Source organism: Pseudomonas sp. Wu6 (assembly GCF_019891515.1).
Taxonomy (GTDB): domain Bacteria; phylum Pseudomonadota; class Gammaproteobacteria; order Pseudomonadales; family Pseudomonadaceae; genus Aquipseudomonas; species Aquipseudomonas orientalis_A.
Genome location: NZ_JAFLXH010000034.1, coordinates 20,740 through 33,765, shown reverse-complemented (window position 1 = coordinate 33,765; position 13,026 = coordinate 20,740). Strand labels below are relative to the sequence as shown.

At 59.8% G+C, this 13,026-nt stretch carries 9 protein-coding genes; 6 read left to right on the top strand and 3 right to left on the bottom strand.

The window, feature by feature from the left end; genetic code table 11:
• The first annotated feature begins 43 nt into the window (after positions 1–43).
• Entirely contained in the window at positions 44–643 is a 600-nt protein-coding gene (locus J1G34_RS21040) for a LysE family translocator (RefSeq protein ID WP_065893159.1), read from the top strand.
• A 50-nt stretch (positions 644–693) separates the two neighbouring features.
• On the opposite strand, the gene J1G34_RS21035 is transcribed toward J1G34_RS21040, so the two are convergent.
• From J1G34_RS21035 to J1G34_RS21025, 3 genes are all read right to left on the bottom strand, one after another.
• Entirely contained in the window at positions 694–2,949 is a 2,256-nt protein-coding gene (locus J1G34_RS21035; RefSeq protein ID WP_222994577.1) for an autotransporter outer membrane beta-barrel domain-containing protein, read from the bottom strand.
• Positions 2,950–3,186: 237 nt separating this feature from the next.
• The gene (locus J1G34_RS21030; protein ID WP_262411896.1) at positions 3,187–5,244 is read right to left on the bottom strand and encodes a hypothetical protein; all 2,058 of its coding nucleotides are present in this window, start codon (positions 5,242–5,244) and stop codon (positions 3,187–3,189) included.
• Positions 5,245–5,363: 119 nt separating this feature from the next.
• Positions 5,364–7,352 (bottom strand): hypothetical protein, encoded by a 1,989-nt coding sequence (locus J1G34_RS21025; protein ID WP_222994576.1) that lies wholly within the window; start codon positions 7,350–7,352, stop codon positions 5,364–5,366.
• A gap of 261 nt (positions 7,353–7,613) precedes the next feature.
• Between J1G34_RS21025 and J1G34_RS21020 the strand changes: the two genes are divergently transcribed.
• The 5 genes from J1G34_RS21020 to J1G34_RS21000 all read left to right on the top strand — a co-directional run bounded on the left by J1G34_RS21020 (position 7,614) and on the right by J1G34_RS21000 (position 12,810).
• The gene (locus J1G34_RS21020) at positions 7,614–8,681 is read left to right on the top strand and encodes a LacI family DNA-binding transcriptional regulator (RefSeq protein WP_347709497.1); all 1,068 of its coding nucleotides are present in this window, start codon (positions 7,614–7,616) and stop codon (positions 8,679–8,681) included.
• A gap of 94 nt (positions 8,682–8,775) precedes the next feature.
• Complete coding sequence (locus J1G34_RS21015) at positions 8,776–9,558, top strand: sugar phosphate isomerase/epimerase family protein (protein WP_065898391.1); 783 nt, start codon at positions 8,776–8,778, stop codon at positions 9,556–9,558.
• Positions 9,551–10,492, top strand: coding sequence for a sugar kinase (locus tag J1G34_RS21010; protein ID WP_065893153.1), 942 nt, complete (start codon positions 9,551–9,553; stop codon positions 10,490–10,492). The genes J1G34_RS21015 and J1G34_RS21010 overlap by 8 nt, the downstream gene beginning before the upstream one ends.
• 45 nt (positions 10,493–10,537) lie before the next feature.
• Positions 10,538–11,833: an MFS transporter gene (locus J1G34_RS21005; protein ID WP_065887373.1), complete on the top strand. Its 1,296-nt coding sequence runs from the start codon at positions 10,538–10,540 to the stop codon at positions 11,831–11,833.
• Positions 11,833–12,810, top strand: a complete 978-nt coding sequence (locus J1G34_RS21000; RefSeq protein WP_222994575.1) for a 2-hydroxyacid dehydrogenase — start codon at positions 11,833–11,835, stop codon at positions 12,808–12,810. The genes J1G34_RS21005 and J1G34_RS21000 overlap by 1 nt, the downstream gene beginning before the upstream one ends.
• Positions 12,811–13,026: the final 216 nt, after the last annotated feature.

The window sequence follows — 13,026 nt, the reverse complement described above, 5'->3', positions numbered from 1 at the left end:
ATGAAGATCGACTCCATCAATGGCTTTACCGGAGTGCTTCGCCATGCTGTCCACCTTCATCCCTTTCATGCTGTTCGCGTTCGTCGCCTCTATCACACCTGGCCCCACCAATGTGCTGGTGTTGAGTAACAGCGCGCGTTATGGCTTCAAGGCCGCGCTGCCGATCATCCTCGGCGCGTGCACGGGTGCCGCAGGCATCGTCTTGCTGGTAGGGTCGGGGCTTGGCCAGTCGCTGACGCAAGTGCCCAAGGTGCAAAGCGCCATGCAATGGGCCGGCGTTGCCTGGTTGAGCTACCTGGCCTGGCAGATTTACAGCGCACCGCCCAAGGCTGTGAGCCCGCACACCACCAGCAAGCGCCTGGGCCTCACCGGCGCCGCCGGCCTGCAATTGATCAACCCCAAGACATGGATGATGGCCGTGGCGGTGGTCAGTGTGTTTGCCGGCAATGGGCCGGACCGCCAGGCGCAGGTGCTGTATTTGTCGCTGCTGTTTTTCGCGATTTCCCTGCCCTGTCTCGGCGCCTGGGCGATATTGGGGGCCGGCTCGAATCGGTTGCTGCGCTCGACCAAGGCGATGCAACGCTTCAACCGGTGCACGGCCTTGCTGCTGTTGGGTTCGACCTGGTTGAGCCTGCTGATCTGAAGACGAAAAAAAGGGAAGCCGTAGCTTCCCTTTTCACGTAGACACGCGCCTTAAAAATCGTAACGCACGCCAAAGTTGACGCCCCAAGGCTGGTCGATTTTCTTGCCCTGGCTGGTTTCGATGTCGGCATGCAACTTGACGTTCTCCGATACGGTCATGGCCACACCAGCCGCCAGCTCGATGCGCGAGCCGGACAGGTCGTTGTTGAAGCTCTGGTCGTTGATGAACACCTTGTTGCTCTGGTCAAACTCATGGGCCACCGCAGTGCGCAAATAAGGCTGCAGGATACCGCCGCTGTCCAGTTGGATGTTCTTGCCCGCAGTCACACCGAGCTTGCCGACCACCGAGCTGGAACGATCACCCTTGGCGTGCAGCCCATTGGTCAGGTCGTAGCTTTGCGCCTGGGTGATGGTGGCCGACAACTGCCCATAAGGCTCGACGAAAAAGCCGTCGTCCAACTTGATATGGCGACCGAATTCAGCCGAAGCGCCCACGGCGTTTTGCGCATAGTTGCCTTTGGCTTTCTTGCCATCGCTCATGGTCACATTGTTATCGGTGTGCAACCGGTTGAGCTTGGCCACGCCATCGAAGTACAGACCGCTTTCAGCGTCCATCCAGGTGGCATAACCGCCCACGTAGTAGCTCTTGACCTCGCCGCTGCTGCCACGGTTCAGACTCAGGTCGGACACGCTGTGACCGGCCATCATACCGGCGATCCACTGGCCATCACCGCTCGACAACGGCGCGTCGGCACCGATGGTGAAGCCCTTCTGGTTCTGCGTGTAGCCCGCACCGTTCTTGTTGGCCGCTACGTCGAACTTGTTGCCGTAGCTGCGCATCCACATACCGTTGCCCGCGCCTTCGCTGAAGCGCAATTCACCCATGCGCGTACGCAGGATGCTCATCTCGCCATACAGCACGGTCGGCGCGCTGTTGAACAAGGCCAGCACCGAGTGAGCGGTGGTACTGGTGCCGCGACGGGAGGGGTCGAGCAGCCAGTCGGTGCCTTCTTTCTTCAAGCCGTAATCGAAGGCGCCAATATCAACGGTGCCGCCCGCCAGGGCGAACTGCGCATCACCGCCTTCGGTGTGCACCACCTTGATCGGCTCGCCCTTGGCCAGCTCGGAGCCGGTGGCGGCCAACAGCAGGCTGTGGTTGCCTTCGGCCTTGCCCTGTACGTTGAGGAAGTCGGTCTGGTTGGTGGAAAAGTCGGTGTGCATGATGAAGGTGCCATTACCGTCCAGGCTCTTCACATCCAGTTGGTAAAACGCGTCCGGCGCGCCGAACTCCACGGCGCCACCGCCCATTTTCAAGGCGTCGACAGTGCTGTTGCCGACCAGCACCCACGTGGACGCTTCGTTCACGCTCAATTCGGCGACGTTCTTCAACTGGCCGGTCAGAAAGGCACCGTTATTGAGTTGCACTTTTGCCTGGCTGCCGTCTTCGACCACTACGTCACCGAACAGCGAGCTGCTGTCCACGTTCAGGTTGGCTGTGGAGCCGCCGGTGACTTCAAGGAGATTGCCGTTACCGCCGATCAGGTTGGAGCCATTGCGAACCTGGATGTCGGCGTTGCTGCCCTGCCGAGTGAAAATGGCCGCGCCGCTTGTGCCTTCAACACTCGAACCGTCCAGCACCAGGCTGTTGCCCAGTACACCGGAGGAGCCGTCGATGCCCATTTGCACGCCGTTTTGCCCGCCGACAATCTGGCTGTTGGTGGCATAGGCCTGACCGCTGAACAGGGCAATCCCCACACCGGTCGCACCGGTGGCCTGAACCTTGGTATCGACCAGGTCAAGTACGCTGTAGGCGCTGGCACTGGCGCCGCGCTGCGTGCCGGTGATGGTGGAGTTGACCACTTTGATCTTGGAGCCCTCTTTGGACCCGTCTTGCCGGCCGGCGACCAGCCCGCTGCCGTTTTTGTTGAGGATGTTGCTGTTGGTGATAAATACATTGCTGTCGCTGGCCTGCACGGCGGCATTGGCGGTGCTACGCGCAATGACATCAGAACCGTCGATACGAACAGTGGACGTATAGGCAGTAATGTCCTGGGTAGAACTGCCCGGGTCGAGTGTCAAGGTTGCGGACTGACTGGAAATGTTCTTGGTGACGGCCCCCTTGACCGTAAAGCCGGAGCCTGGCTTTAACTCAAACGCGTCCGGGGTTCCCCCAGGCACGACGAAATCATCAGGCTTGGTGATGACACGGGCTTCGGCGGCATGCGCGACAAGCATCAGCAAGGTAACGGCGTTGACTTTCAACGCCAGACTTAAAGGCGATGGCTTGAAATTGAATACAATTGACATTGAACGGACCTCTGGGTTGGCATTCCTTCACGGAAAAAATATGGCCGGATCCAAAGTGCGCGGGAGCCAGCCAAACGAGCGGTGCCAAGGTATCCAGAGCGGTTACCATTTTATGTAGGATTAATCTTAAGTAGCCGTATGAACTGGGGTTTGAGAGCGAAGTCAGAACAGTTTTTTTCGAGAAAAAAAAACCTAAGAGCGGGATCATCGCTCTTAGGTCTTAATGACTAAACACAACTAAGCGGGTACAGGAGTTCCATCACAGAAAGTGCCAGGCGTCCCTGGCGCGCCAGCTCTATGACCGCGCGCTCGATGCAGAGCTTCGTCGGAGTCCAAGGTAGTGCCACCACTCATTGGGATGCTGTACCAGAGTTTCATCGACCCCATCAGGCGTGCAGCAGCATTCGGTTGAATGGTTTTGAAGACGGTCGCGTAAGGCCCCAAATTCACTTCGAACCCGAGGTTGATATCAGTCTCCGTCAGGATGGTCCTGGTAGCCAAGCCAACAGCAGCGCCTACGGGCGTTGTTCCGAGGTCATCGCTGTAGCCCTGCGAATGCAACGTCACCACCATATTGATTCGAAACTCATTGCTGGGTGGAATAAACACCACCAGGTTCCCAGGGGGCGGCCCCACAGGCCTGAAACTGTCACAGTTGATGAAGCCGGCCGCGTTGAGGTTTCTCACTACCGGAGGGTCCAGTGAGATGACGATCGCAGTCACATTGACGGGTGTGATAGGCGACTGCTGCGTATTGGTAGTGCCCGCCGATTCAATGGTGTAATACGCCAATTTGGTCCCGTTTTTACCGTCGAAGATGGCGGCCCACGAAATACTCATATCGACTTCCTGGTTAGCGGCGCCACCGGTGATCAAGCGGGACTCAACCATATTGCCGTTATAAAAAAGCTTGATCGTAAAATCTCTGGCGTCAGGTGTCGGGGGGTCAGCCCACAGTCTGATCCGCGCGATGGCAGCTCTGGACGCATGCGCCGGGGTCAATTGGTTGTCATCCGGCCCTTCAGTGCCGTCCTGCCGCACGCCTATCACGCGTACCGGATTGAGCTTGGTGTTGATCGGATCGGGACCCTCCGGGGTTGGGCCTACGACAAACAGGTCCAGGTCGGTCGTCGCCGTCAAGCCCGCGGGGTAACTGACCGAGCGACGCTTGACCACATAGGAAACCGTCAATGGCAACTCGCCTACCGTGGCCCCATAGAGTGCGACCAGTGTCGCGTAATTGACCTGCACCGGAATCGGAAAAATTGCGCTTGCGACCGGAAAGTCGGGCAAGGTTTGCCTGCCCAGGGGGGTGGTGAGGGTGATACTCAGCACATCGTCCGCGCGCAGCACATTATCGTATTGGGCAATACGCACTATCGCGCCGTTAAGTGCCGCTACATCAGCACGGTTGAGCAAACCATCGCCGGGAACCGCCAAGTCAATGGTAGGCACCTTGAAATTGCCGGGTTTGGGAAACAGGCTCACATCCAGGTTAAACGCCCCAGACAACCTCGACTCATTGCCCGCCGCGTCCACAATCACATAGCGCAAACTATGCAAGCCATCCGGATGGCCTTGAACCACCGAAAGCGGCAGGGGCAAGCTGAGGTCTGCGGGGATCGTCCAAAACGGGTTCGTGTCACCGGCTGTCGGCAAATACGGCTCATCCAAATCAGCAAAGTAAAGCAGTGCCTTGTCGCCTGGGGCTTTGCCTTGCCCCACATAATCGGGAAATTTGAAGATTGCCGTCTGATTGGGCTTGCTCGAGAAGTAATCAGCATCCACGCTTTCGGGTAAATCAACAGGAGGGATGGGTGCAGGGATGGTCCCCACCCAACTTGCATAGGGCGGCTCAAGATCGATGATGAGCAATTGCGGGTTGGACTCGGTGCTGTTGCCAACACTGAAAACATCTATTCTATATTTCAGCTTATTGATACCGACAGGGCGCCGCCCGCGGACAACATTGATTTCAAGCCCGGTGGCCGGAACGTTCGCTGCCGGAACGATGATAGGGTTTGCCCAATCCGTCTGATCATTGGGCTGCACCCACAGCGTATAGACATCAGGCTCCAGCGGGTTGGTACTGAAATCATCCGGCCGCGGAAGGGTCACCATCATGTCTTCGCCGAGAGCGACCGATCTGGTGATCAACCCAGGAAATCCGGGCACCTCCCCCTCCAGCCTGGCGTCCGGCAAAGCGAACACGCCTGGGTTGGCTTTGCGTTCATTTTGGAAATTCCGAATAGCTTCCAGCGTTTGCCTTTTCATAATATCTCCAGGATTCTTCAAATAAGCGTAACTTCCAGGCGCGAGCATCCGCGCCTTACAACATTGCGAATATTTCTAACACTCGTTCAATCACAGCAGCCTAAACTTCAGCCCATAAAAAACGCGGCAATTGCTTTAACTTATTCAGGCAGGACGAGGGTTGCTTGCCCCGTCGCGGAACAGTTAATAATGTCACCCGCCTTACAATAGCCGCCGGCGGAATATTTTAAATCGATACGAATTCTTCTGGGCACGGACTCGCCGATCAATACGCCATGACGCCTGACTTGATAAAACGCTTGCGCGGAACCAAAGTCGTACATGGGTACAACTTTTTCTTCATAGGGCGCTACCGTAAAGTCCAACCCATTGATCAAATCATAATCGCTATCAAAGGATTTACTCTCGGCATAGCGAGACTCTTCAATCACCGGCCCCTCCCAATTATTCGTGTGGTATCCAGCCCAAAAAAACCTCACGACATCATCAAGTTCAAAGCCTTGATCATGGGCTATATGCCAATGCACGCCATAAAACACCTCGGGTTTTGAGCAACAGGCTAAATAACCAGCTCCGCCTACCAGGGTATGTTTCAATATCGGCGCTGGAAATGAGATCAGCGTGCCAGTGTTGACATTGACGAATGTGTTTTCAGACTGTTGTTCATTCACACCATTACTGGTGGTGTAGTACACGGGCAAGGCAGGATGAATAAAACCCGCCATGACCGCCCAGGGAATGACCGTGGAAAACACCAGCTGGCCTTCTACATCCCCCGCTTGAACGGTGTAGGACGCGACCGGCCCCACACCGTTCCAGAAGAACCGCAGGACTTGCCCCGGCTCCGGCTTTTCATACAGGAAGACGCGGGCCCGCGCGCCGGCCGGGTTGTCATCATGGTTGACCACATTCGGGAGGTTGGACACCAGCCCGCGAACCTCTGCCAGGGGTAAATCCGGATTCAGCAGTGCCGGGGCATTGGCGTGGTCCTGCCCGGCGATGGTCAGGTTCACATTCACGCGAATGGCAAACGAAGGAAAAGGGGGCAAGGTGCCGCGAATAATCTCATAGCGTACCGGCACCGTTTCCGGCGCCAGCGTATCCGTCAGCGGCCCGCGCAACACCGGCCACGGAATCGGCACATCGATGGGGAAGCCCGTGACGGGATGAAGCGAGGTGGGTCGGCCCTTCCAATACACCACAACCTGATCCCCGGGAGCCCAGCCAGTATAGCTGCCGATCCGCACAAAAATCCCGGCCCTGGCATCTTCGCGATTGATCAACAAGTCGCTGTAACGCTCAGGAGGAAAGATTTCGGGAGGCGGCAGATCAGAAGGCAAAGGGATCAGGCCCAGTTGGAACGGAAGGCCCGCACTGCGATCACTGAAATTACCGGCCTTGTCAAAAATGCGAAAAAAGATATAAGCGGCGCCATTGTCCAGACGACGAAATACGTCGGCGGGCAGATACGCGATCAGGGGCTCGCCACTCGATACCCACTCGTACAGGCCGTCCTCACGCGCGACTGGTGGGTTGGGCAGATTGGAGGTGTAGAAGTGAAGGACGTCGCCATCGCTACGTCCCCTGTAAGGCGGCACATGAAACGCAACGAGAGGGTTGGCGAGCAGATACGCCTCGTCCATCACCGGTGACGGCGGCACCACAAACTCCAGATGATCCGCAGGGTTCAACAACTGGGGCTCATCCATGTCCACGGTGAGTGTGCGTTTAGGGTCCAGCACAGTCACCCCGCCAAATGAGTCGGTGACGGAGTAATAGAGCTCAACGGGGCCCGATAAGGCGCGCAGTACGACCAGCGGAATGAACATTTGGTGGTCGATCGGTAGTGGCGGTGGCGGCGCATTGATCGTCAGGGAGTCGCTATAGACCACCGTACCGCCCCGTGACCAATACAGAGTCAGGATATGGGGCGTATCCAGCGGTTCCGGTGGCGGCCCCCACTGGGGGATGAGCACCTCAAGCGGTGCAAGCATCAGCGCCGCCGGAATCAGGCCCTCCGGATCCAGCGGGTCCACCCCGGGAATAATCATCGGGGCCAATGCCAGAGGCCCGTTGTCATACAGCCTGGAGCTGTCGGCGCTGATCGCTGATTCGTAGGTATCGGACATAAACATTTCCTCAACATGGCAGCCGGGAACAACCAGCAATCACCGTAAGAGCCGGCCTGGGGTTGAAGAAATTAAAGCCTCAATCACACCCGTTCGATACTGTCAGAACTCACAGGTGTGGCTATCCACTCGTCGGATTCCAGCCGTTCAAGCACGCAGGTCCATCAGGTTTTTTCTTGACGACTCGCACGGTGTGGTGTCTTCTGAAACCGGTTTCAGCGTGTACCGATTGTTTAATTCCAATAAGAAAGGCCCGCCACCGTGACTTCTTTTTCCTCCGCCCAGCGCAGCCGTGTGACCATGCTCAATGTGGCCGAACGCGCCGGTGTGTCCAAAGCCAGTGTGTCGCGCTTTATCGGCGACGACCGCGCCCTGCTCTCCGATGCCATCGCCCTGCGTATCGAGCAGGCCATCGCTGAACTCGGCTACCGCCCCAACCAGATGGCCCGCGGCCTCAAGCGCGGACGCACACGCCTGATCGGCATGCTGGTGGCCGATATCCGCAATCCCTACTCCATCGCGGTGATGCACGGTGTCGAAACCGCCTGCCGTCAGCACGGCTACAGCCTGGTGGTGTGCAATACCGACCGCGATGACGAGCAGGAGCGCCAGCACCTGGCGGCGCTGCGCTCGTACAACATCGAAGGGCTGATCGTGAACACCCTCGGCCATCACCTCGACCAACTGCTGGAACTGCAACGGGAAATGCCCCTGGTGCTGGTGGACCGCAAGGTCGAGCCGCTGCACAGCGACTTGGTCGGCCTGGACAACCCGGCGGCGGTGCGTATGGCGGTGGAGCACCTGGAGCAACAGGGTTATCGCGACTTGCTGCTGGTCAGCGAAGCCACCGATGGCACCAGTTCGCGCCTGGAGCGCCTGCACAGTTTCAACGCCGAGATTGCCCGGCGCCCGGACTTGACCGGTGCCATGGTTGAACTGGATGGCGAGCTGGAGAGCCGCCTGCGAACCTTTCTGGCCAAGCCCGGCCCCAAGGCGCTGTTTTGCGCCAACGGTGTTGCTGCGCTGGCCTGTACACGGGCGCTGAAAAACCTGGGCAGCAACCTGTTCGATGATGTCGGCCTGATCGCCCTGGATGACCTGGAGTGGTATCCACTGGTGGGCAACGGCATCACCGCCCTCGCCCAGCCCACCGAGGCGATTGGCGCCACCGCGTTTGACTGTCTGCTCAAGCGCCTGCGTGGCGACACAGCCCCCACCCGCACCCTGGATTTCCTGCCCCAACTGATCATCCGAGGCTCCACCCAACTCCCTGTAGGAGCGAGCTTGCTCGCGAAAATCGCCAACGGTAACGCCGCGACTCTGGTTTAACGCGGCGCTCTCTGGTTTTTCGCGAGCAAGCTCGCTCCTACAGAGTCGTACGTTCTTTCAAGAAAAATGAAACCGGTTTCAGAGGTAAACAATAATGCATGAATATCCCGTCTCCATCAGCCTTTCCAGCTACGGCGCCGACCTCGTGCGCCAGCAGGGCCAATTGAGTTTTGTCGCACTGTTGAGCGCCGCCGGTGCCCGGCGCATCGAATGGCGTGAAGAACTGCTCACCACCGAACAGCCCGACACGCTGGCCGGCGCCGCCGCCGAGCACGGCCTGGACTCGGTGTTTTCCTCGCCCCTGGAACTCTGGGTGGCCGGGCGTGCCCAGCCTAATCCGGACCTCGCCGCCACCCTCGACCGCGCCCAGGCCTTCGGCTCGGGCTGGCTGAAAGTCTCCCTGGGTTACTTCACCGACACCAACGACCTGGAGAGCCTGCAGGCCCTGCTCGATCGCCACGCGGTCAAGCTGCTGGTGGAAAACGATCAGACCCTGCATGGCGGCCGGATCGAGCCGATGCAACGGTTTTTCACCGAGGTCGAACGCCTGGGCTTGCCTGTAAAGATGACCTTCGACATCGGCAACTGGCAGTGGCAGGACCAGTCCGCCCTCACCGCCGCGCGCCTGCTGGGCCGGCATGTGGACTACCTGCACTGCAAGGCCGTCGCCCGTCGCGCGGACGGCAAGCTGGTGGCCGTGCCGCCCGGCGCCACCGATTTGCATCTGTGGGAACAACTGCTCACGCACATGACTCAAGGTATTACCCGGGCGGTGGAGTTTCCGCTGCAGGGCGATGACCTGGTCGAGGTGACCGCACAACAGGTCGCCACCCTCGCCCGCCTTGGCCAACCCCGTGTGGAGAATGCCCATGTCTGAGATCGATATCCTGTCGTTTGGCGAGACCATGGCGATGTTTGTCGCCGAGCAGACCGGCGACCTGGCCCAGGTCGGCCAGTTTCACAAACGCATTGCGGGCGCCGACAGTAATGTCGCGATTGGCCTGTCGCGCCTGGGTTTCAATGTGGCGTGGCTGAGCCGGGTGGGTGATGACTCCCTCGGGCGCTTCGTCGTCGACACCCTGGTCAGCGAAGGCCTGGACTGCGGGCATGTGGGCGTCGACCCGCTGCACCCCACCGGCTTTCAGCTCAAGTCCCGCGAAGAGTCCGGCGCCGATCCCCAGGTGGAATATTTCCGCAAAGGTTCGGCGGCCAGCCATTTGTCGGTTGCGGACATCCGCCCGGCCCTGCTGCAAGCCCGTCACCTGCATGCCACCGGAATTCCGCCGGCGTTGTCCGAGGCCACCCGCCAATTGTCGGTGGAGCTGATGACGCAGATGCGCAAGGCCGGGCGCAGCGTGTCATTCGACCCGAACCTGCGCCCCTCCCTGTGGAACAGCCAGGCGCAGATGATCCGCGAAATCAACGCCCTGGCCGGCCTTGCGGACTGGGTATTGCCCGGCCTGGGCGAAGGCCGGCTGCTCACCGGTTTCGATGACCCGGCGGATATCGCCGCGTTCTACCTCGACCAGGGTGCCGAAGCCGTGGCGATCAAGCTCGGCCCCGATGGCGCCTATTACCGTACGCAGATGGACCAGGGCTTTGTCGCCGCCGTGCGCGTGGACACGGTGGTCGACACCGTGGGCGCCGGCGATGGTTTTGCCGTGGGCATGATCAGCGCCCTGCTGGAAAACGCCAGTTTTCCCGAGGCGGTACAACGCGGCAACTGGATCGGCAGCCGCGCCGTACAGAGCCGTGGCGACATGGAAGGGCTGCCTACCCGCGCCGAACTACCCCACCGATCCGTTGCATAACCCACTACCTGTTGCCACAACTACAACAAGCTCAGGAGCAACCTTATGGAAACCGCGAAACTTGCCACCCGCCGTTGGTGGTACATCATGCCCATCGTGTTTATCACCTACAGCCTGGCCTACCTGGACCGCGCCAACTATGGCTTCGCCGCCGCCTCCGGGATGGCCGAAGACCTGATGATCACCCCGGGCATGTCGTCCCTGCTCGGCGCGCTGTTTTTCCTTGGCTACTTTTTCTTCCAGGTGCCGGGGGCGATCTACGCGCAGAAGCGCAGCGTCAAGAAACTGATTTTCGTCAGCCTGATCCTGTGGGGCGGCCTGGCCACCCTGACGGGCGTGGTGTCCAACGCCTACATGCTGATCGTGATTCGCTTCATGCTCGGGGTGGTCGAAGCCGCGGTGATGCCGGCGATGCTGGTGTACCTGTGTCACTGGTTCACCCGTGCCGAACGCTCGCGGGCCAACACCTTTCTGATCCTCGGCAACCCGGTGACCATGCTGTGGATGTCGGTCGTCTCGGGCTATCTGGTGCAGCATTTCAGCTGGCGCTGGATGTTTATCATCGAGGGCTTGCCGGCGGTGCTGTGGGCGTTTATCTGGTGGAAGCTGGCCGATGAGCGCCCCAAGGATGCCAAGTGGCTGAGCGACAGCGAAAAGCAAAGCCTGGAAAGCGCCCTGGCCGCCGAACAGGTGGGTATCAAGGCGGTGAAGAACTATGCCGAAGCGTTCCGCTCGCCGAAGGTGATCATCCTCGCGCTGCAGTTCTTCTGCTGGAGCATTGGCGTGTATGGCTTTGTATTGTGGTTGCCATCGATCCTCAAGGCCGGCCTGAAAATGGACATGGTCGAGGCCGGCTGGCTCTCGGCGCTGCCGTACCTTGCCGCCGTGATCGGCATGCTGGTGGTTTCCTGGGGCTCGGACAAGCTGCAAAAGCGTAAACGCTTTGTATGGCCGCCGCTGTTGATTGCCTCGATTGCGTTTTATGCCTCCTATGCACTCGGCGCGGAACACTTCTGGTGGTCCTACACGCTGCTGGTGATTGCCGGTGCGTGCATGTACGCGCCGTATGGTCCGTTCTTTGCCATCGTCCCGGAAATCCTCCCGGCCAACGTCGCCGGTGGCGCCATGGCGCTGATCAACAGCATGGGCGCGCTGGGCTCGTTCGGCGGCTCCTATCTGGTGGGTTACCTCAATAGCAGCACCGGCTCGCCCGGGACCTCCTACCTGCTGATGAGCGGTGCATTGCTGCTGTCGGTGGTGCTGACGATTTTCCTCAAGCCGGGTGCCAGTGACCGTGAACGCACGCCCTTGGCCACCCTCGACATGAAGGCCCATTCCTGATGAAAAAATCCGTGGTTTTATACAAGAAGCTGTCTGCGCCGCTGATGGCGCGCCTGCATGAGCAGGCCGACGTGACACTGATCGACGCACTGGACGAGACCGGCCTGGCCCGCTTGCGCGACGCCCTGCCGGGCGCCCACGGGCTGCTGGGCGCGAGCCTGCGCCTGGATGCCGGGCTGCTCGACCTGGCGCCGAAACTGGAGGCGGTGGCGAGTGTCTCGGTGGGCGTCGATAACTACGATATCGACTACCTCACCCAACGCGGCATCCTGCTCAGCAACACGCCGGACGTGCTCACCGAAACCACCGCAGACACCGGCTTTGCGCTGATTCTGGCGACTGCCCGGCGCGTGGTGGAACTGGCCGACCTGGTGCGCGCCGGCCAATGGAACAAGAACATCGGCCCGTCGCATTTCGGCAGCGACGTGCACGGCAAGACCCTGGGCATCATCGGCATGGGACGCATCGGCGAAGCCCTGGCCCAGCGCGGGCACTGTGGCTTCGGCATGCCGGTGATCTATCACAGCCATTCGCCCAAGCCTGCGGTAGAAGCCCGCTTTGACGCGCAGTACCGCAGCCTGCAGGATTTGCTCAAGGAAGCCGATTTCGTCTGCCTGACCTTGCCGCTCACCGCCGAGACCGAGAAGTTGATCGGCGCCGAGGAGTTCGCGCTGATGGGGCCGGAGACGATCTTCATCAACATTTCACGGGGCAAGGTGGTGGACGAAGCGGCGCTGGTCGAGGCCTTGCAGCAGCGCACCATTCGCGCCGCCGGCCTGGATGTGTTCGAGAAAGAACCGCTCGATCATGCGTCCCCGCTGCTGCGCTTGAACAATGTGGTGGCCACGCCGCACATCGGCTCGGCGACCCATGAGACGCGCGAAGCGATGGCCAGGTGTGCGGTGGATAATCTGTTGCAGGCGTTGGCGGGCGAACGGCCGCAGAATCTGGTGAACGCGGCCGCCTGGAAGCAATAGCGCCCTGACAACAGGGATCAAATGTGGGAGGGGCGGTGCGACGATTCGACTTGCCCACGATGGCGGCCTCTGGGTCGACCAGGATTTTGTGTCGATCCCGGCCCAAATGTGGGAGGGGGCTTGCCCCCGATGGCGGCCTCAGAGCCGACCAGGATGTTGGATCAGATCGAGTACATATCCGTTTCTGCGGTAACGGCCACTTAGGGTTCCGCCCTG